The sequence below is a fragment of the Streptomyces roseochromogenus subsp. oscitans DS 12.976 genome (genome assembly GCF_000497445.1).
Taxonomy (GTDB): Bacteria; Actinomycetota; Actinomycetes; order Streptomycetales; family Streptomycetaceae; genus Streptomyces; species Streptomyces oscitans.
The window spans coordinates 8,331,129-8,351,037 of the sequence record NZ_CM002285.1; the positions used below are offsets into that span (position 1 = coordinate 8,331,129).

Genomic DNA, 19,909 nt, shown 5'->3' on the forward strand with positions numbered 1-19,909 from the left:
GCGAGGCTAGCCGGGCGGACGTTGCAAGTACGTTGCGCCGCGGGTCCGCCCCGGTATCCGGCCGGACGGCGCCGTCAACTCGCCCTCCAGCGCTGTGAGCCGGGCCCGCACCGGGGCGGTGGGCCGCACGGCGGCGAGCGCCCGCCACACCGCCACATCGTCCTCGCCCCAGGCCGCGTGCGCCCAGTCCGCCAGCAGGTCCGGATCGCGGTGCGCGATCAGCGCCGTGCGCAGCCCGCCGGCGATCCGCTCCCGCAGCCGTACGATCGCCGGTGCCTGCGAACCGGGCAGCAGCGGGCCGGTGTAGGCCTCCGCAGCGGCCGTGAGTGCCCCCGCCGCCAGCCGCCGCTCCACCACGGTGACGTCCGACTCGACCGCTGCCGTGAGCCGGTACGGCCGCGAGGCGAGCAGCCCCGGCCCCAGCAGCCTGCGCAGCCGCGTCAGTTCGGCACGCAGGGTGACCGGGGTCACCGACTCGTCCGCGTACAGCGCGCACAACAGCCCCTCTCCGGTCAGCCCCTCTGGATGCCGGGCGAGCAGGACGAGGATCTCGCTGTGCCGGCGACTGAGCCGGACCCGGCGGCCGTCCAGGACCAGCTCGGCCTCGTCCCGGCCCAGCGCGCTGAGCAGCGGCGTGTCCGGGGCGGTCCGAGGCGGCGCGAGCAGCGCGAGCTGCGCCTCCGCGGCCCGCGCCACGGCCTGCACGAAACCGAGGCTGTGCGGATGCGCCAGCCCGTTCCCGCCGGTGATGTCCACGGCGCCCAGGACCCGGCCGGTGCGCGGATCGTGCACCGGTGCCGCCGCGCAGGTCCACGGCTGGACCCGCCGTATGAAGTGCTCCGTGGCGAACACCTGCACCGGCCGGTCAACGGCGACCGCGGTGCCCGGCGCGTTGGTGCCGACCGCGCTCTCCGACCAGCGCGCCCCCGGCACGAAGTTCATCCCGTCCGCCCGGCGCCGGGTCGCCCGGTGTCCCTCGACCCAGAGCAGCCTGCCGTGCGCGTCGCACACCGCCAGCAGATGCTCGCCGTCGGCCGCGAACGTGCCCATCAGCTCCCGGAACAGCGGCATCACCCTGGCCAGCGGGTGCTCCGCCCGGTAGGCGCCGAGGTCGCTGTCGGTCAGCTCGACGCTGGCGGTGCCGTCCGGCCCGACTCCGGCCCGTGCGCTGCGCCGCCAAGACTCCGCCACCACCGACCGCACCGGGCGCGGTACCGTGCCCACCCTGGTGAACGTCTCGTGCGCCCGGCGCAGCACACGCACCCGCTCGGCGGGGTCGGCTCCCGGTTCCAGAGCCACCCACGGATCGGTCAACTCGGCCTCCCCAGACGGTGAAACGGTGATGTCGGTACTGCGACCCATCGTCTTCCGGCTAGGCGAAGTTGACCAGTCTCATGTACCGCACCCAGTCCCAATTCGGACCCGGATCGGTGTGGTCGGTACCGGGCACCTGGTAGTGGCCGATGATGTGCTCCCTGTCCTTCGGGATGCCGTACTTGGTGCAGATAGCCGCCGTGAGCTTTGCCGACTGCGTGTAGAGGGCGTCGGTGAAATAGGCGGGCTGGTCCACCCATCCCTCGTGTTCGATACCGATGCTGCGGGTGTTGTAGTCCCAGTTGCCCGCGTGCCACGCGATGTCCGCCTCGTGCACGCACTGGGCGATGTGCCCGTCCGCCGAGCGGACCAGATAGTGCACGGACACTTGCTTCTCCGGGTTGGCGAAAATCGCCAGCGCGTTGGCGTACGTCTCCTGCGTCACATGGATGATCACGCGGTCGATGGCGTAGCTGTCGGGGCGCTCGGACGCCGTGTAGTTGGAGGTGCTCGCCGGCTGCCAGTCGGCGGGCGGGTAGTCGACGCTCGCGGACCGCGCATCGGCTCGTGGATCGGGAAGCAGCACATAGGGAACGGCTGCGAGCGCCGTCCCCTTCAACAGCCAACGCCTGCTCAGACGCGGCAGCGCCGGGCTCGCCGCTTGTGCCGTCTCTCTTGGCTGTGCCGTACCGGCCGGGTCCATGTCCATCGGCGGGTGCCTTTCGGGATGTGGGGGTGAGGGGGTGTCAGGGAACGTGGGGCCTCAGGCGTCGTGACCACTTCGGGAGTCGTGGGAGTTGCCGGGGGCTGTTAGGGGGCCGGGGCTGCGGGGGTGTCAGGAGTCGTGAGCGCCGGGATCCGAAGGGCGGGGGAGGGTGCCCCGGCCCGCGGGGACGCCAACCGCTGGGCGCCCGCGGCGACGCCCACCGCGAGTCGCCTGCCGAGAGGCCTGTCGCGAGTCGCCTGCCGCGACGCCTACGGGGACGTGGTCGGCCTCAGCCGCGCAGCGCTCGGGCGGTCTCCCGCAGCCGCGCATGCACACCGCGGTACGTCTCTCGGGCCGGCAGCCACTCCTTGCGGAGCTTGGCCACGCACGTGTAGTTCGTGTCGCACACGTTGGCCAACGGTGACTCGACCGCCTGGGTTGCGAATTGGTACGCGTCCGGCGCACTGAACCCGTAGTCGCGCACCAGCCACTGCACCAGGTCGAGCTGCGATATCCGGAACGCGTCCTCCAGGGGGCGGGCCGAGCCGGTCGAGATGATGTGGGTGTCCGACTCCAGTCGGGGCCACGGCGTGGCGATGTCCTTGAGGAGGTCCACGACCACCACGGTGTTCATCGCGCACTCCACGGCCACGCCGCAGGTCTCGCCCTCGCCCTGCCGGGCGTGTCCGTCGCCGAGGCTGAGCAGGGCGCCCTCGACATTGACGCCCAGATAGCAGGTGACGCCGGCCCGCATCTCGGGCGTGTCCATGTTCCCGCCGTGGGCGTCCGGGACCAGGGCCGAGCGGACCTCCAGATTGGCGGGGGCCACGCCGACCGTCCCGTGCATGGGGTCCAGGGGCAGCTCCACCTCGATGTCGCTGTCCTGCGCTTGGAAAAGGGCGGTGCGGCGCGCACGGTCCAGCCGCCAGATCCAGACGCGCTCCGGCAGCGGCGGCTGCAGCGTGGCCGTGGTGTGCGTGGAGGTGAGTGCGCCGAAGAGCGGGACCGTCGTCGACGCTGCCCAGTCCCGGGCCGGTTCGATCGACACGAAGTGTACGGCCACGGTGTCGCCGGGCTCGGCGCCCTCGATATGGAACGGGCCGGTCTGCGGATTGAGGAACGGGAACTCGCAGACCTCGGAGACGAGGTCCTTCTCGGAGCGCACCCGCCCGGCGAAGCAGTCCTCCGTGAACAGGTCGAGAACCGTGCCGGGTGCGATCCGCGCCATGGGCGGTGCGCCGCCGAACGTCCAGGCGTATGCGTCCGGTTCCGGGCGCACGGTAAGGATCAGGGGGTCAGTCATCGTCGAGGTGGTCCCTTCTGACGGGGGGCGGTCGTGGGACGGGACCCGCGGCTGCGGCCGCTCCGGGCCGACGGGCTTGCGGAGGGGTGTCTCAGCCGCGCGGCGTCGGCGGGTCGGAGGGGAGGCCGTAGGCGGGGCGTGGGCAGGTCAGCGCGGCACCGTTCCGTCCTGTCGGTCGTCGGTCGGGTCGTATGCGTCGAGGTGCACCCGCGCGGTCTCGGCTATGCGCTCGGGGTGACGCCGTATCAGCAGAAGGAGCACTGCAACGCCTCCCGCCATCCAGACGCCGACGATCGGGCCGGCGTAGGACACCGGAGGCGTCAGCTCGGTGACGAAGTCGAACGCCGGAATCCCCGCGGCCGTCAGCAGGGCCGGGACGAAGGCCGCCGTGCCGAGTACCGGGAACAGCAGATGCCGTAGCGGCTTGAAGTCGGCCCGGCCCGCCCGCAGGAAATAGCCGGTACAGGCGAGGTTCACGACGATGTAGACACCGACGACGACTGTGACGACCACCGTGGCGAGCAGCAGGAACGCGGTCACCGGGTCGTAGCCGAAACCGAGCCCCAGCACCGCCCCGACGGCCACGAGGGCCTGCAGCGCGATACCGGCGACGGGGGAGCGGCGCCGGGGGTGGAGTGTGGCGAGCAGGCTGGGCAGGACCCGGATGCGGGCCAGGGCGAAGGCCGTACGGGTAGAGACGTTGGCGCACGCGTTGGCGTTGGCGATCGTGGAGTTGATCACCGCCAGGAAGACCGGCACCCAGAAGAGACCGAAGGAGGCTCGGGCGACACCGTCCCAGGAGGCCGCGCCCGAGGCGCCGAACTTCGCGAACCGGTCCGGACCGAAGGAGACGGTCATCGCATAGGTCGTGAGCACGTAGAACAGCCCGATGCCCAGAGCCGCTCCGAGGACCGCGCGGCGCATCGTCCGCCGGGGGTCGCGTGTCTCCTCGGCGAGCGGCGCCGCCGCCTCGAACCCCGCGAAGGCCAGCACCGTGTACACGGACCCGGCGAACACGCCGCTGATCCCGGCATACCCGTCGGCGGTGTGCGAAGTGCCGAACACCGACAGGGTGTTGGCGTCGCCGGCCTTACCGATGAGCAGCACTGCGAACACGAGGAAGACAACGATCTCGAAGACGCCGAGGACGGTGCCGAAGCGGGCCGAGGCGCGGACGCCCAGGCAGCCGGCGACGGCGATCACACCGGCGCCCGCCAGGGACCACGGCCACCACAGATCCGCCGGATACGAGGACCACTCCTCGTGCAGCGTGCCCGCCGCCGTGAAGCCCAGCTGCAGGAGCAGCAGCGGTGGAACCAGCATCTCCACGAAGACATAGCCCCAGCCGACGAGAAAGCCGATGGCAGGGTGCAGGCCGCGCGCCGCATACGTGGCCACCGAGCCCGCCGCGGGCAGTTCCCTGGCCAGCTCGGCCACGCAGGACGCGGTGAACAGACAGGCCACCAGGGCGATCAGCACCGCCAGCGGCAGGCTGCCACCGGCGAAGGCGGCACCGGCCGGAATCGACGCGGCCACCGCGGCGGCCGGGGCCATCGCCGTCACGCTCTGGAACAGCACCTCGCGCAACCCGACGGCGTCGCGCCGCAGCGCCCCGGTCGTCTCCTCGTCCATGTCCGTCCCCCGATGTCTGTCAGCCCGCTGCCACCCGACGCGTGTGAAATACCGTCAACCATTCGGCATCAGCTGATCTTGACGATTCGTCTGCTGGCGCCTCGCGTGAATCACGGTACGGCGCAGGTGGGTTGCGCAGAAGAGCCCGCACCGGTTCCGTGGAGAAGCACCCTCTTGTGGAAAACCCGGCCACCCGTTCGGGTGAACATCAGCCGTCACCGGGCCGGTTGTCCCCAGCCCGGCGCAGCGGCAGACCCTCCCGCCGGTCGTATTCGGCGCTCAGCGGCAGGCCCTGGCACAGGGGATCTCAGGGCCGTTCCGCCACCACGGCCGGATCGTCCAGCACACCCCGGACGACCGAGTGCGCCGCGCCCAGCAGGGGGCCCTCCGGGCCCAGCCGGGACACCGTCACCGGGCAGGGCGGGCCCGCCGTGCGGCTCGTCAGCTCCGTCTCCAGGGACGGCAGCAGCCAGGGGGAGAGGCCGGCCAGGGCGCCGCCGAGGACCACCGTCTCGGGGTCGAGGAGATTCACCGCCCCCGTCAGGGCGATGCCGAGCGCTGTTCCGGCGTCCCGCAGGGCCGCCCGTACGCTCTCGTCGCCCTGGTCGGCGCGCCCCGCGAGCAGGCCCACCGGGTCCTCGCGCGGCTCCAGCCCCGCCGCGCGCAGCACCGCCTCCTCGCCCGCGTACTGCTCCAGGCAGCCCCGGCCGCCGCACGGACAGAGCGGCCCGTCCGGCCGCACGGGTACGTGGCCCAGCTCGCCCGCGAAGCCGCGGGTGCCACGCAGCAGTCCGCCGCCCACGACGACCGCCGCGCCGATGCCGATCTCGGCCGACACATGCAGGAAGTCGCGCGGGGTGCCGTCACCGAGCCACAACTCCGCGAGCGCACCGTAGTTGGCCTCGTTGTCCACGGTCAGCGGCCAGTCACCCGGAAGCAGGGCGCCGAGGTCGGTGTCGTGCCAGTCGAGGTTCGGGGCGCGGACGACAGTACGGCCGTCCCGGGCAACGAGTCCGGGCACGGCGACCGCGAGCCCGGCGGGCCACAACGCCTCCCGCTCCGCCTCCGCCACGACGCGGCGCACCAGCTCGGTCAGCTCCTCGACCGCCGGTCCAGGCGCCCGGCCCCGGTTCGCCGTGTGCCGCACGGCCCGCGCGCGGACCTCGCCGCGCAGATCGACCGCGCACACCGCGAGGTGGTCGACGCCTATCTCGGCCCCGATCCCGGCCGGACCGCGGCCGCTCACCGCGAGCGCCGACCCGGGCCGGCCCACCCGGCCCGGCCGCTCCGGACCCAGTTCCTCCAGCAGCCCCCACCGGATCAGCTCGTCCACCAGCGTCGACACCGCCGCCCGGGTCAGCCCGATGCGCGAGGCGACCGCGGCCCGCGACAGTGAACCCTCGGCGCTGACGGCATGCAGCACGCGGGCCAGGTTGCGCCGGCGCATGCCCTGCTGGGTGTCCGGCAGGGCGCGGCCGGCGCCCGGCGGGCGGGCTTCGTGCAGCGGTGCGGTCATGCCTGAAGTCGATCCTCGGTGTCTTCCGGCCGGCGTCATGCGCGCGGCGTGGTGTCCGTCCTCCGCTCCAGCAGCGGGGCCGCGTCGGAGAGTACCCCGGTGATCCGCTCCAGGGTCTCCTGGTCCCGCTCCACGGCCTCCAGCACCGGGCCCGCGGCCGTGTGCCAGCGGCGGGCCACCGCGGCCGGGTCCTCGCCGGTCAGCAGACCGGCGGCCTGTGCCGCGGCGCCGAGGGCGACCAGTTCCCTGGCCTCCGGGACCTGCACCGGCCGCCCCGACAGCCGCCGTACCGTCTGCTGCCAGGCCGTCCCCCGCGCCCCGCCGCCGATCAGCATCAGCGGGGTGCTGCGGTCCGCGTCCTCGTCCAGGACGAGGTCGAGCGCGCCGAGCAGCGCGTGCACGGCACCGTCGTACGCGGCCTGCAGCAGTTGCCCGGGCGTCGTGTCGTGGCGCAGGCCGTGCAGCAGGCCCGAGGCGTTCGGCAGGTTCGGCGTGCGCTCGCCGTCCAGGTACGGCAGCAGGGTCACCGAGCCACCCGGCTCCACCGCCTCGCGGTCCAGGCCGAGCAGCGCCGCGACGCGGTCCACGGCGAGCGTGCAGTTCAGGGTGCAGGCCAGCGGCAGCCAGTCCCCGTGGGCGTCGGCGAACCCCGCCACCGTGCCGGTCGGATCGGCCGGGCGGTTCCTGGAGACGGCGTACACCGTGCCGGACGTGCCGAGGCTGAGCACCGGGGTGCCGGGCCGCAGGCCGAGGCCCAGGGCCGCCGCCGCGTTGTCGCCAGTGCCGGGCGCGACCAGCGTTCCCTTGGAGAACGGCAGGTCATGGCTGTCGCGCACGGTGCCGGCCACCTCTCCTGGCCGCACGACCCGGGGCAGTAGCGCCGGGTCGAGACCGACATGTGCGAGGGTCTCCGCGTCGTACGTCTCCGTCCTGGACGCCCACCAGCCGGTGCCGGACGCGTCGCCGCGGTCGGTCGTGCCCTGCCCGGTCAGGCGCTCGGTGAGGTAGTCGTGCGGGAGCCGTACCGCCTTCGTCGCGCGGACCGACTGTGGCTCGTGCTCGGCCAGCCACGCCCACTTCGTGACCGTGAACGACACGCCGGGCACACTGCCGGTGCGCTCCGCCCAGGCCTTCGGTCCGCCCAGTTCCTCCACCAGCCGGCGGGCCTGCGGTGCCGAGCGCACGTCGTTCCACAGCAGCGCCGGACGCACCGGCTCGCCCCGCCCGTCCAGCGTGACCAGGCCGTGCTGCTGGCCACCGATCGACACGGCCGCCGCCTCGTGCGCCGCGTCGCCGCACTGGCGCAAGGCTTCGCACAGCGCGTCCCACCACTGACGCGGATCGCTCTCGCGGCCCGCACCGGAGGACACGGAGTGCGGGGCCTGGCCGCTCGCCACCACCTCGCCGGTGGCCGCGTCGACGACCAGTGCCTTCGTGGACTGGGTGGATGTGTCCACGCCGACGACGAGCGGACCCTCGGCTGCTGACATCGAGCTCTCCCTTTTCCGCGACGTTCCGCGACTCTGCGGGGACAAAGACATCTTGTCTCTTCCCAGAGGTGCGAGCGCATACTAATTTGTAAACGGCCATGACGAAATAGTCGTACGCAGCGAGGAGCCGTGGCATGAGCTACCAGCCCACCCCCGAGGACAGGTTCACCTTCGGCCTGTGGACCGTCGGCTGGCAGGGAAGGGACCCGTTCGGCGACGCCACCCGCCGCGCCCTCGACCCGGTCGAGACGGTGCAGCGCCTGGCCGGGCTCGGCGCGTACGGGGTGACCTTCCATGACGACGACCTGATCCCCTTCGGATCCTCGGACACCGAGCGCGAGTCGCACATCAAGCGGTTCCGTCAGGTCCTGGACGCGACCGGCATGACCGTCCCGATGGCCACCACGAACCTCTTCACACACCCCGTCTTCAAGGACGGCGCGTTCACCGCCAACGACCGCGACGTGCGCCGCTATGCGCTGCGCAAGACGATCCGCAACATCGACCTGGCGGTCGAGCTGGGCGCGAAGACGTACGTCGCCTGGGGCGGCCGCGAGGGCGCCGAGTCCGGCGCCGCCAAGGACGTACGCGCCGCCCTCGACCGCATGAAGGAGGCCTTCGACCTCCTCGGCGAGTACGTCACCTGCCAGGGCTACGACCTCCGCTTCGCCATCGAGCCCAAGCCGAACGAGCCGCGCGGCGACATCCTGCTGCCCACTGTCGGCCACGCGCTGGCCTTCATCGAGCGCCTGGAACGCCCCGAGCTGTACGGCGTCAATCCGGAGGTGGGGCACGAGCAGATGGCGGGTCTGAACTTCCCGCACGGCATCGCGCAGGCTCTGTGGGCGGGCAAGCTGTTCCACATCGACCTCAATGGCCAGTCCGGCATCAAGTACGACCAGGACCTGCGCTTCGGCGCCGGCGACCTGAGGGCGGCTTTCTGGCTGGTCGACCTGCTGGAGAGCGCCGGTTACGACGGGCCGCGCCACTTCGACTTCAAGCCGCCGCGAACCGAGGACCTCGACGGCGTGTGGGCGTCGGCGGCCGGCTGCATGCGTAACTACCTCATCCTGAAGGAGCGTTCGGCCGCCTTCCGTGCCGATCCGGAGGTCCAGAAGGCGCTGCGCGCCTCACGGCTCGACCAGCTGGCCCAGCCGACCGCGGCCGACGGCCTGCAGGCCCTGCTCGCCGACCGCGCCGCCTTCGAGGACTTCGACGTGGCGGCTGCGGCCGCGCGGGGCATGGCGTTCGAGCGTCTCGACCAGCTCGCGATGGACCACCTGCTGGGGGCGAGGGGCTGAAGGCGGGGGCCGGGAGGGCTGCCGCACGCGCCGCCCTCCTGGCCCTCCCTAAGTGTCAGAAGTCTTTGTGTCTCCCGGATCGGCGGTGAGCCGTGCCGTGGCCAGCGCCGTCGCCGGATCACGGTCCGGTCCGCCTGCGGGGACCCAGGACCCGGCCTCGTCGCGATACGGCCACCAGCGGCCGTCCTGACCGAGGCGCAGCTGGACCCCTTCGCCCGGGACGATCCATCGGTTGCCGCTTCTGTGGAACGGCGGCCGCTCGTCCGCCTCCCAGGCCGCTTCGAGTGCAGCACGCGTGCGTGCGAGCGCCAGGCCCTCCACCTGCCACTCCTCGTCGAGCACGGCCAGCGCTGCCGCACCCCCGGCGCGCCAGGCGCGGACAGCCGTCGCCAACCCGGCGCGGCCGCGGCCCGACTCCTGGGCGAGCCGCTCGGCTGCGGCCTCGGAGGGTGCCCCGCACGCGAGTCGTACGGCGTCCTGGGCGGCCGTGACAGCGGCGCCGTCCCAGGGGTCTGAGCGGAGGGCCGCCGGATCCCGGCGGAGGGTCTCCGCAAGGAGCCGGTACGCCTCCACGGCGGTTCGGCCCGCCAGGTGCTCCAGTGCCGAGGGATCGATCCCGGGCGCCGGTGCCGTCCCGGTGGTGAGGGGCGGCGGCGCGCCCGGTGCCTGCGGGAGTCCGGGCAGCTCGGGCAGCGGAGGCAGGATGTCCCCGGCTGCCCACGCCTTCGCCGCGTCGACGCCCGCGGTTTCGGACGTGCAGGGCGTCGTGCGGGGCGCAGTGCTGCGCAGATGCAGTTCCGCCAGGAACGCGTCCTTCTCGCGCCCGCGCAGCAGCAGAAGCAGAAACGGATCCTCATCCAGGAGTCGCGCCACCTGGTGACACAGTGCGGCGGTGTGCCCGCAGTGGTCCCATGTCCCGCAGTCGCACTCGGGCTCCAGATCGCCCAGGCCTGGCAGCAGCTCGACACCGCCGACCGCGGCGTCCTCGATCAGATGCGGCGGCAGCTCTCCGTCGAGAAGCGCGGCAAGGTGCCCGGCCTGCTCCACGGTGACGTCCAGCAACCGTCCCCACTCCTCCTCGGACAGCTGCGGCACGAGGACGTCGGCCCGGTGGGCCGCGCCGCCGGGTTCGCGTACGACGGCGGTGACCCGGCCCGGCCGCGCGGTCACCGCGCCCACGCCTCCCGCGCGGGCGAGCCGGCGGCCCGCCTTGACCGCGGCACCGTCCAACGCGGCGTCCTCCAGGGCCCGCAGCCATGCGCGGCCCCACCAGCTCTGCGCGAACCCACGCCCGCGCGCGGGCGGTGGCACGGCGAACGTGCGCTCCGCCGCGCGGCCGTGCTCGTCGTCGTAGCTGCTCATCGTGCCTCCCCGCGCAGTTCCACCAGCGCGGCCAGTTCCGCGTCCGTCAGCTCCGTCACAGCGGCCTCGCCGGTGCCGAGCACCGCGTCCGCCAACTCCCGCTTGCGGCTGAGCAGGTCCGCGATCCGGTCCTCCAAGGTTCCCTCGGCGATCAGCCGGTGCACCTGCACCGGACGCGTCTGCCCGATGCGGTACGCGCGGTCGGTGGCCTGGGCCTCGACCGCCGGATTCCACCAGCGGTCGTAGTGCACGACATGCTCGGCCCGGGTGAGGTTCAGGCCCGTCCCGGCGGCCCTCAAGGACAGCAGAAACACCGGTACTTCGCCGTCCTGGAAGCGCCGAACCAGCTCCTCGCGCGCGGTGACCGGGGTCCCGCCGTGCAGCAGCAGCGAAGGCACCCCACGGGCTGCCAGATGCCGTTCGAGCAAGCGGGCCATGCGCACGTACTGGGTGAAGACGAGCACGCCCGAACCCTCGGCGAGGATCGTGCCGAGGAGTTCGTCGAGCAGCTCCAGCTTCCCCGAGCGCCCGGCGAGCCGCGGCTCGTCCTCCTTGAGGAACTGCGCCGGGTGATTGCAGATCTGCTTCAGCCCGGTCAGCAACTGCACGATCAGTCCCCGGCGGGCCATGGCGTCGGCTGCCGCGATCCGGTCCAGCGTCTCGCGCACCAGCGCCTCGTACAGTCCCGCCTGTTCGGATGTAAGGGTCACCGGGTGATCGCTCTCGGTCTTCGGCGGCAGCTCGGGGGCGATGCCGGGGTCCGACTTGCGCCGCCGCAGCAGGAACGGCCGCACGAGCCTCGCGAGCCGCTGTGCCGCGACGGGGTCGAGACCGCCCTCGGCGGGTTGCGCGTAGCGCGCGCGGAAGGTGCCGAGGCTGCCCAGCAGGCCGGGAGTCGTCCAGTCGAGGATGGCCCACAGTTCGGTGAGGTTGTTCTCCACTGGGGTGCCGGTGAGCGCCACGCGCGCGCGTGCCCCGATGGAACGCAGCGCCCGCGCGGTCGACGAGTAGGGATTCTTGACGTGCTGCGCCTCGTCGGCCACGACCATGCCCCAGGGCTGGGTGGCGAGCCGCTCGGCATCCAGGCGCATCGTGCCGTACGTCGTCAGGACGAACTCCCCTTCCCTGATGGACCCGAGAGCGCGCCCGGGCCCGTGGAACCTGCGCACCGGCACATCCGGAGCGAACCGCCCGATCTCTCGCTGCCAGTTGCCGAGCAGGGAGGCCGGGCAGACGACGAGCGTGGGACCGGCGGACGAGGTGTCCCTCTGCCGGTGCAGATGCAGTGCGATCAGCGTGACCGTCTTGCCGAGGCCCATGTCGTCAGCCAGACAGCCGCCCAGGCCGAGGGAGGTCATGCGGGCCAGCCAGTCGAGGCCCTGGAGCTGGTACGCGCGCAGGGTGGCGGCCAGGCCGGGCGGCTGCCCGACCGTGTCTGCCGTCCCGGTGTCCGTGAGGCGCTCCCGGAGCCGCTCCAGCCACCCCGACGACCGTACGTCGACCTGGTGCCCGTCGATCTGCGCCGAGCCCGTCAGAGCGGCGGCCAGCGCCTCGATGGGGGCGAGGGTGTGGTCCTGACGAGTCCGGGCACGGTGTGCCTGCCGGGGGTCGACGAGGACCCATCTGTCGCGCAGCCGCACCAGGGGACGCTTGGCCTCGGCGAGCCGGTCCAGCTCCTCCCGGGACAACTCCCGCCCGCCCAGCGCGAACCACCGATTGAAGCCGACCGTGGCGTCCGGCGAGAGCAGCGACGCGGGCGCCGTGGCATCCCGCGGGGCGGCCGTGCCGTCGTCCGGCGGGCCGACGGTCGCGTGGGCCGTGAGGTCGCGCGACAGCTCCTTCGGCCAGTGCACGTCGACTCCCGCCTTGCTCAGAGCCCGCGTGCCCGTGCCCAGAAGTTCGGCGATCTCGTCGTCGGCGAGGTCCACGGAGTCGGGTACGGCGGCGGAGAGCAGCGGTGTCAACGGCGGCCAGGCGTGGGCGGCGCGGCGCAGCGCCAGCAACGCGTCGGCACGCGCGCGTGGACCGGCCGTTTCGTGTATGGCTCCCTCACCGGTCCACAGGGCGGCGGCGTCGAGGACGTCCGCCGCTCCGCTCACGCCCTGCACCTGCAGTACCGCCCGGAACCGGACCGGAGCGTCGTCCCCCTGTGCGACGTCGTCGAGCCCGGAGACCTCCACACGCAGCGACAGCCGCACACCGGCGTCATGGCCGGCGGCGATCTCGTCGGCCCACGCCCGCAGGGCGGGCAAGTGCTGCGGTTCGTGTACCGCGTACGCGGGGCCATCGGTCACCGACGGGGCCGCGGGGGAGCGTGGGAGTACGTCGGCGACCGCGTCCAGGAAAGCGCGCAGCAGCCGTTCCGGGTCCGGCAGCCGGGGTGGCCCTTCGGCCGCGAGCGGTACCGCGTGGGCCTCCGGCGGCATGGCGGCGGCGAGTTCGCGGATCAGCTCCGAGTCCCGCGCGGACAGCGGGGCCACCCGCCAGACGTCGTGATCGCTGGGGGAGAGCCCCGGCAGCAGCAGGCCACGCGCCAGGAAGTGCAGGGCCAGTTGGCAGGCGGCACGCCAGAAGACGGACGAGCGGTGCCCTTGCGGCAGTGCACGCGCGCGTGCGAGCAAGGGCAGGGCGCGGTTCAGGGGTATGAGGAGCGCGGGCGTACGGACCGGCTCGACGCCGCCGTCCGCCGTGGGCATCACGATGTCCCATTCCGCCGGCGATCCGTCGGCGACGACGGGAGGGACCTTGCCGTCCAGCCGCCAGAACGCGATCCGGCCCGTGCGAGCGGGGTCGGACGGCATGAACGTCGTGCAGCATCGGGCCAGTTCGGAAAGTTCGGAAAGTTCGGAAGGTAGTGCCGTCGGGATGGTCTGCACAGCTCTGCCCGCACTCCTCAAATTTGACTACTGAGCCGGAGTCGCCGACGGTACAGCATGGCGAGGGCGACCCGGGCATACTGACGTCGTGATCCAGGCCACTTCACAATCTGTTCGATGCTGGAGGATCTCACCGGCCAGGAACCCACTAGGGGTGGGTCTCGGGGACGTCTCAGGGTCGGGTTCCGGAACTGCGCGGACCTGGGAGCCGTTTTCACAGCAGAGAGCGGCAGTGGCCGTGAAGGAGGCGACGCTCATGTCGAACAACGCGAAGATCGCCGTCGGGGGTGTGGCGGTCGGGTTGATTCTGTTGATCTGGCTGCCTTGGTGGGTGGCGTTCCTGATCGTGGTCGGAGTTCCGGTCGCCGCGTATCTGGCGCTGGACCCCTCACAGCGGCGCAGGCTCCGCAGGGTCACCCGCAAGGAACTCGGCCGCTGAGGGCAGGGCGGACGCCCGTAGAGGCCCGCACAGTCGGCCGCGGGGCCGGACCGGTCTCAGGGGCTGGTCCGACCCTCGCGGGACAGCGCGCGGCCTCGGGGTGCGCTTGGCCCCTGAGCCTGGGCCATGGCTTTGAAGGGAACGCGCCAAGCGTGGGACGCCTGGCCCTGGAGGGCCCCTCGGCGCGCACACCGCGCCTTTGGGGCGCACGTACCGCACCCCGTAGAGGCGTGCGGGCTCAGATGGGGCGTACGGCCATCTTGTCGAGTGCCTCCAGCAGGCCCGGCAGCTCGGGGCCCCGGCCCACCGGGAGGACCTCGCCCGGCTCGTCGTCGAGCAGGACGAAGGCTATGTCGTCGGTGCGAGCCACCATCGACCAGCCGGGGCCGTCTGCGCGCAGCGTACGGGCGTCCCCGGGGGCGAACGACGAGCGCACCCGGCCGAGCGGCGGCGGCGAGTCGACGTAGGCGCGCGCCTCCGCGAGCACCCGCCTGACTCCCCGATGGCCGCTCTGGGGCATGCCCTGCCGGTCCTCCGGCGAGGGCTCCGCGGCCCGCTCGTGCCCGTCCGGGTGGTCCTGCCCTCCGGGCTTCTCCGGCCCGGCAGGTGTCTCCTGCCCGCCCGGTGCCCGCTGTCCGCCCGGCGTGTCCTGTCCGCCCGGCACGGAGAATTTCTCGTCGTCGATCTGCCCGCGCCACGCTGCCCACTGCAGCGCGATCTCGTCGGCGCCCAGGCGGCGCTGGGCCGGCCCCCAGGTGCTGGTGTCCGGCGGGCTCAACGCAGGCCGGTCCGCCGCGTCCGGAGCGGGATCGTGCGGGGCTGGGACGCCGGGAGCCGCGACGGCGACCGCCAGCGGCCAGCCCGGCAGGGCGGCCACGACCGCGCGCTCGTCCGGCGACAGCTCGTACTCCATGCCGCAGTCCCAGGACGCGATCGCCACGGCGACCAGCGAGACGTCGTCGATGACGACCGTCCAGCGCGCACCGTCGCCGTCCTGTCCCAGCACCAGGCCGTACCCGTCGTCGACGGGTACGAGTCCCAGCGCCGCGCATGCCTCCGGATAGTCGTCGCCCAGAACGCTCGGAAACTGTGCCGGCGTCAGCAGCACCGCCGTCAGTACGTACAGCGCATCGTCCGCGGCGGCGACGGCCTCTTCGTCGGTCCTGGCCATCCCAGCCTCCCAGTGGTTCGTCCAACGGCGCGCACCCTAGTGCGAGCGGAAGCCGCTTGTCACGACTCCTCACACCACGCGGACCTGCAGGTTTCCGCCTGGACGGGGGCGAAACGACCATAGTTGGCGGGGGTCTTCCTCACTCCGTGGGCAGCCCGAGGAGATCGTGGGCCACTGCCGCGGGCGACTCGGAGCGCTCGCGGGCCAACGCGACGAGGGCACGGCAGGCGAGTTCGCTCACCCCGAACGACAGCGCCTCCGGGGACACCCAGGCCGCGGCCTCCTCGACCCGCTCCTGATCGTCCTCCGCGCGGGCCACGATGTAGGCGGCAGCCGCTTCGAACAAGTTGTGTGCGCGCCTCTCCCGCGCCACCGCCGGCTGCGTGGGCGTGACGGTGCGGAGCCTGGCGGCGTACTTGCGTATCTGGCCGAACACACGGACCACCCTCCCCCTGAACGGGGCCAAGTCCATCGCTCATCTGCTGTCATTCAACGTAGAGTTGGAATTTCTGCGGCATAAGGGGGAGGACGCGGTGAAGCGCTTCGAGCGGCTCGGGCAGATCCGCCGGCTGGACCCGGTGGCGGACGCGCTGGAGATCTACCGGCTCAGTGCAGCCTTCGAGTTTCCATGGGACTACACCCGCGCACTCGAGCTGGCCTTGTACCGCACCTACGCCGTGCCCAGCATCGGGCGACTGCTCGCGCGGACGGCAGAGCTGACCGAACGCACACAGAAGCGGTACGACGACACGGCGCTGCTGCTCGACACCGTCGTCGAGTACGGCTTCGCCGCAGAGGAGGGCCGTACCGCGATCCGCCGCATCAACCAGATGCACCGCAGCTACGACATCAGCGACGATGACATGCGGTATGTGCTGAGCACCTTCGTCGTGGTGCCCCGGCGCTGGATCGACGCCTACGGCTGGCGGCGGCTGTCCCGGCACGAGGTCGTCGCCGCGACCGAGTACTACCGCACCCTCGGCCGCCACATGGGCATCCCCGGCATCCCCGAGACGTACGACGAGTTCGAGACACTCCTCGACGCCTACGAGCGGGAACACTTCCGCTGGGACGAGCAGTCCCGGTCGGTCTCCGACGCCACCCTCGACCTGATGGTGTCCTGGTATCCGCGCCCTCTGGCGCCGCTGCTGCGCACCGCGACGCTCGCCCTGTTCGACGAACACCTGCTGCGCGCGTTCCGATACACCCAGCCCGGCGCGGCCACCACGGAGTTCGTGCGCCGCGCCGTACGCGCGCGTGGCCGGCTCGTCCGGCTGCTGCCGCCGCGCCGCTCCCCGCACTTCGCACGCCAGAACTGGGAGATCAAGGGCTACCCGGACGGCTACCGGGTGGCCGACCTCGGTACCCGCCCGGTTCCCGGGCTGCGCGGCTGCCCGGTGCGACACGGGGACACCTCAGCGGCCGACACGGTCGAGTGACGCCAGGGTGTCGCGCAGCCAGGCCAGTTCGGCCCGGCTCGTGGCACGCGCGATGAGGAGCACACCGCGCCGGAACGGGTCGCCCAACTCCTCCGCACGCAGTGGCCGGTCGCCGTCGTAGAAGAAGCTCGCCGGCTCCTCCAGGAAGGCCAGCCGGCGTCGCAGTACGGCCGCCTGGGCGGCGGGGTCGTCCAGGTGCCTTAGGAACGCGAGCAGCGTGAACCAGTGGTTCTCGTCGGTGATCTCGCGCTGCGCGGGTTCGGCGAGCCGGCGCTTCAGCTCGGCGCAGCCCTCCTCTGTCAGCCTCAGCACGTGGCGCGGGGCCGCCACCGCGCCGGGCTCGGTGGCCCGGACGAGCAGCCCCGCCTTCTCCAGCCGCTTGATCGCCGGATACAGCGTGCTTTCGGCGACGGGCCGCACATGCCCGGTGAGCGCCGCGATGTGCCGGCGCAGGACGTATCCGTGCAGCGGGGCGTCGTGGAGGAAACCGAGGATGGCGAGTTCGAGCACGGCCGCATTCTTGCGCAGGGCGCTGTACCTCGCTATCCCGATACACCCTCCTCGTCATACCTCGTCTCCGATGTATAGTCCAGCGGCGTCGGAGGACACCAGGGAGGGGCGCTGTGAAGCAGGCCGTGTTCGACAACGAAGGAAGCCGGATCCGCTGGACCGAGGTGCCGGGCGCGGAGCCCGCGCGGGTGTACCTGCACGGACTCGGCTCGATCTCCGCCGTCTACCACGCGCACATCGCGGCACGGCCCGAACTCGCGGGCCGACGCAGCCTCTTCGTGGACCTGCCAGGACACGGCATCAGCGACCGGCCCGGCACGTTCGGATACACGCTGGAGGAGCACGCCGACGCCGTGGCGGCCGCGCTGGACGAATCCGGAGTCCGCGGCGCCGAGTTGATCGCGCACAGCATGGGCGGCGCCGTAGCCATCGTGCTCGCCCACCGCAGGCCCGACCTCGCCTCCCGGCTGGTCCTCACGGAGGCCAACCTCGACGCCTTCCCGCCGCTCACGGCCGGCAGCAGCGGAATCGCCGCATATGAAGAAGACGATTTCGTGGAAACGCAGCACACGCGCGTGCTCGAAGTCGTCGGCCCGCTGTGGGCGGCCACCATGCGCCTGGCCGACCCCCGCGCCCTGCACCGCAGCGCTGTCGGGCTGCGCCGGGGCTCTGCTCCCGTGATGCGCACGATCCTCGAAAGGTTGCCTGTCGAGCGCGTCTATCTGCAGGGCGAACTCAGCGGTGCCCTGGAGGGCCGGGAGAGGCTGGAAGCCGCCGGGGTGCGCGTCGTGACGGTGCCCGATGCCGGACACAACGTCATGTTCGACAACCCCGACGCCTTCGTGGCGGCCGTGGCCGGAACGGACTGACCCGCCCGGCCTTCAGCGTCACGACGTTCAGTTCGCGCACACGGCGAGCGCGAGAAAGCGGCAGTCCTCGTCGGCGTACGACGTCATGCTCCACCCCGAACGGGCCAGCATCGGGGCGAGGTTGGCCTCGTCGCGCAGATCGTCGGGTGTGATCTGCCGGCCCTGACGCGCCGCCAGGGCCGCACGCCCGATGGGATGGAACAGCGCCAGCGTGCCACCGGGACGCACCACACGGGCCAGCTCCCGCAGGTTCGCCTCCGGACGCGGCAGATGGGCGATCAGGCCGGCCGCGAACACGGCGTCCAGGGACTTGGACACCAGCGGCAGCGCGGCGACGTCCGCGCGCAGCAGTCGGCCGTCCCGGCCCCGGCCCGCCCGCACGGCGGCCTCGAGCATCGCCGGGGTCAGATCGGCGCCCAGCACCACCCCGGACGGGCCCACGGCGGCCCGCAGCGGCGGCAGGGCGCGCCCCGTACCGCACCCTGCGTCCAGCACCCGGTCGCCCGGCCGCAGTTCGAGATCGGCGACGGCTGCCGCATAGGCGGGACCATCGTCCGGGAACCGGCTGTCCCAGTCGGCCGCGCGGGCGGTGAAGAACTCCTGCACATGTGTGTGGTCATCGCTCATGCTCGGCATGATTCCTCACCGTCGCGGGGGATATGTAGGCGCACACGTTCGAGCCGGACCCGATCGTTCCGTCGCATCCGCCTGTCATATTCCAACAGCTTTCGAAATGCGCCCCCTTCGTGCGCCCGTGCCCCCCTAGCGTCCTTTGGCCATGGGACACCTGGACCACGCCGCCTTCGGCTGGCTGACCCCCGTACTCTCGTACGTCATGGCCTGTATAGGCGCCGCGCTCGGACTGCGCTGCACCGTCCGCGCGCTCGCCACCACCGGCCGCTCGCGCCGCAACTGGCTCGTCACCGCGGCCTCCGCGATCGGGACGGGCATCTGGACCATGCACTTCGTGGCCATGCTCGGCTTCCGCGTCAGCGGCACCGACATCCGCTACAACGTGCCGCTGACCATCCTCAGTCTCCTCGTCGCCATGGTCGTCGTCTGTGGCGGCGTCTTCGCGGTCGGCTACAGCCGGGACCGCAACCGGGCGCTCCTCCTCGGCGGCCTCACCACGGGCCTGGGCGTCGCCAGCATGCACTACCTGGGCATGGCGGCGGTCCGGCTGCACGGCGACATCCGGTACGACCCCGTCCTCGTCGGAGCGTCCGTGCTGATCGCCGTCGTCGCGGCGACCGCGGCCCTTTGGGCGGGCCTCAACATCAGGTCGCCCCGCGCGGTCACCGTCGCCTCCCTCGTCATGGGAGCGGCCGTCAGCAGCATGCACTACACCGGGATGTTCGCGGTGAGCGTGCGTGTGGACCCCTCCGGCCACACCCTTCCCGGGGCCACGGCGATGCAGTTCATCTTCCCCCTCGCCGTCGGCCTCGGGTCCTATCTCTTCATCACCTCGGCCTTCGTCGCCCTCTCACCCACAGCCGACGAGCGAGAGGCCTCCGCCTACGCCCAGCGGCCCGTCGAGAGCATCGCCCGCTAGCGGAGCCCGGCCCGAGCGCCCCGACCCACGTCCCGAGCGAGGAGGCCATGCGCCCACCCCGTACCACCCCGAAAGCCGGCACCCCGGCGCGCCCGCCGCGCGGCCGCCGCGCACACGCCGGACCGCCCGCCGCCGAGAGCACCGACCGCCCGCTCGGCACACCACCGGCCAAGGCACGCACGCGTGCGGACCGCCGGCACCTGCGCCCCCGCACGGTCCGCGCCAAGGTGGTCAGCCTGCTGATGGTGCCGGTCGTCTCGCTGCTCGCCCTGTGGGCGTACGCCACCGTCACCACCGCCCAGGACGTCGCCCGGCTGCGGCAGTCCCAGCGGATCGACGCCGAACTGCGCACCCCGGTGGCCACGGCTGTCGCCGCCCTCCAGGCCGAGCGCACCGCGGCCGTGCGCTACGCGACCGCGCCGGGTGCGG

At 72.5% G+C, this 19,909-nt stretch carries 17 protein-coding genes and 1 pseudogene; 6 read left to right on the plus strand and 12 right to left on the minus strand.

Going from position 1 to position 19,909, the window contains the following annotated elements; translation table 11 throughout:
* Positions 1-6: 6 nt before the first annotated feature.
* From M878_RS85735 to xylB, 6 genes are all read right to left on the minus strand, one after another.
* Entirely contained in the window at positions 7-1,314 is a 1,308-nt protein-coding gene (locus M878_RS85735) for a GAF domain-containing protein (protein WP_023552638.1), read from the minus strand.
* A 58-nt stretch (positions 1,315-1,372) separates the two neighbouring features.
* Complete coding sequence (locus M878_RS85740; protein ID WP_051430336.1) at positions 1,373-2,017, minus strand: N-acetylmuramoyl-L-alanine amidase; 645 nt, start codon at positions 2,015-2,017, stop codon at positions 1,373-1,375.
* Positions 2,018-2,309: 292 nt separating this feature from the next.
* Positions 2,310-3,323 (minus strand): acetamidase/formamidase family protein, encoded by a 1,014-nt coding sequence (locus tag M878_RS85745; RefSeq protein WP_023552640.1) that lies wholly within the window; start codon positions 3,321-3,323, stop codon positions 2,310-2,312.
* Positions 3,324-3,470: 147 nt separating this feature from the next.
* Entirely contained in the window at positions 3,471-4,955 is a 1,485-nt protein-coding gene (locus tag M878_RS85750) for an APC family permease (protein WP_023552641.1), read from the minus strand.
* Positions 4,956-5,262: 307 nt separating this feature from the next.
* A complete protein-coding gene (locus M878_RS85755; RefSeq protein WP_023552642.1) occupies positions 5,263-6,471 on the minus strand; it encodes an ROK family transcriptional regulator in 1,209 nt (402 codons plus the stop codon).
* Positions 6,472-6,506: 35 nt separating this feature from the next.
* Positions 6,507-7,961: a xylulokinase gene (xylB, locus tag M878_RS85760; RefSeq protein ID WP_023552643.1), complete on the minus strand. Its 1,455-nt coding sequence runs from the start codon at positions 7,959-7,961 to the stop codon at positions 6,507-6,509.
* 134 nt (positions 7,962-8,095) lie between these two features.
* On the opposite strand from xylB, the gene xylA reads away from it, so the two are divergent.
* Complete coding sequence (xylA, locus tag M878_RS85765) at positions 8,096-9,262, plus strand: xylose isomerase (protein ID WP_023552644.1); 1,167 nt, start codon at positions 8,096-8,098, stop codon at positions 9,260-9,262.
* 48 nt (positions 9,263-9,310) lie between these two features.
* Here xylA and M878_RS85770 read toward each other — a convergent pair whose 3' ends face one another.
* Positions 9,311-10,624 (minus strand): SWIM zinc finger family protein, encoded by a 1,314-nt coding sequence (locus M878_RS85770; protein WP_023552645.1) that lies wholly within the window; start codon positions 10,622-10,624, stop codon positions 9,311-9,313.
* Positions 10,621-13,425, minus strand: a complete 2,805-nt coding sequence (locus M878_RS85775; protein ID WP_078630688.1) for a DEAD/DEAH box helicase — start codon at positions 13,423-13,425, stop codon at positions 10,621-10,623. The genes M878_RS85770 and M878_RS85775 overlap by 4 nt, the downstream gene beginning before the upstream one ends.
* 331 nt (positions 13,426-13,756) lie before the next feature.
* Between M878_RS85775 and M878_RS85780 the strand changes: the two genes are divergently transcribed.
* Entirely contained in the window at positions 13,757-13,939 is a 183-nt protein-coding gene (locus tag M878_RS85780) for a hypothetical protein (RefSeq protein ID WP_031226809.1), read from the plus strand.
* Between the two features lie 238 nt (positions 13,940-14,177).
* Here the strand turns inward: M878_RS85780 and M878_RS85785 are convergent, their stop codons facing one another.
* Together M878_RS85785 and M878_RS85790 are read right to left on the minus strand one after the other, a co-directional pair.
* Positions 14,178-15,110, minus strand: a complete 933-nt coding sequence (locus M878_RS85785) for a hypothetical protein (protein ID WP_023552648.1) — start codon at positions 15,108-15,110, stop codon at positions 14,178-14,180.
* Positions 15,111-15,249: 139 nt separating this feature from the next.
* Positions 15,250-15,546, minus strand: coding sequence for a hypothetical protein (locus M878_RS85790; RefSeq protein WP_031226811.1), 297 nt, complete (start codon positions 15,544-15,546; stop codon positions 15,250-15,252).
* Between the two features lie 97 nt (positions 15,547-15,643).
* On the opposite strand from M878_RS85790, the gene M878_RS85795 reads away from it, so the two are divergent.
* Positions 15,644-16,549, plus strand: coding sequence for an oxygenase MpaB family protein (locus tag M878_RS85795; RefSeq protein ID WP_023552650.1), 906 nt, complete (start codon positions 15,644-15,646; stop codon positions 16,547-16,549).
* On the opposite strand, the gene M878_RS85800 is transcribed toward M878_RS85795, so the two are convergent.
* Positions 16,526-17,059 carry a PadR family transcriptional regulator gene (locus M878_RS85800; RefSeq protein WP_023552651.1) on the minus strand — a complete coding sequence of 178 codons (534 nt, stop codon included), beginning with the start codon at positions 17,057-17,059 and terminating at the stop codon, positions 16,526-16,528. The two genes, M878_RS85795 and M878_RS85800, sit on opposite strands and share 24 nt — an antisense overlap.
* A gap of 113 nt (positions 17,060-17,172) precedes the next feature.
* Between M878_RS85800 and M878_RS85805 the strand changes: the two genes are divergently transcribed.
* Positions 17,173-17,928: an alpha/beta fold hydrolase gene (locus M878_RS85805; RefSeq protein WP_023552652.1), complete on the plus strand. Its 756-nt coding sequence runs from the start codon at positions 17,173-17,175 to the stop codon at positions 17,926-17,928.
* A 27-nt stretch (positions 17,929-17,955) separates the two neighbouring features.
* On the opposite strand, the gene M878_RS85810 is transcribed toward M878_RS85805, so the two are convergent.
* Positions 17,956-18,555: a class I SAM-dependent methyltransferase gene (locus M878_RS85810; protein ID WP_023552653.1), complete on the minus strand. Its 600-nt coding sequence runs from the start codon at positions 18,553-18,555 to the stop codon at positions 17,956-17,958.
* A gap of 151 nt (positions 18,556-18,706) precedes the next feature.
* Here M878_RS85810 and M878_RS85815 point away from each other — a divergent pair, with 151 nt between their 5' ends.
* Together M878_RS85815 and M878_RS49730 are read left to right on the plus strand one after the other, a co-directional pair.
* Positions 18,707-19,480 carry an MHYT domain-containing protein gene (locus tag M878_RS85815; RefSeq protein ID WP_023552654.1) on the plus strand — a complete coding sequence of 258 codons (774 nt, stop codon included), beginning with the start codon at positions 18,707-18,709 and terminating at the stop codon, positions 19,478-19,480.
* A 47-nt stretch (positions 19,481-19,527) separates the two neighbouring features.
* Positions 19,528-19,909 (plus strand): annotated as a pseudogene (locus M878_RS49730) (ATPase); the annotation flags it as partial.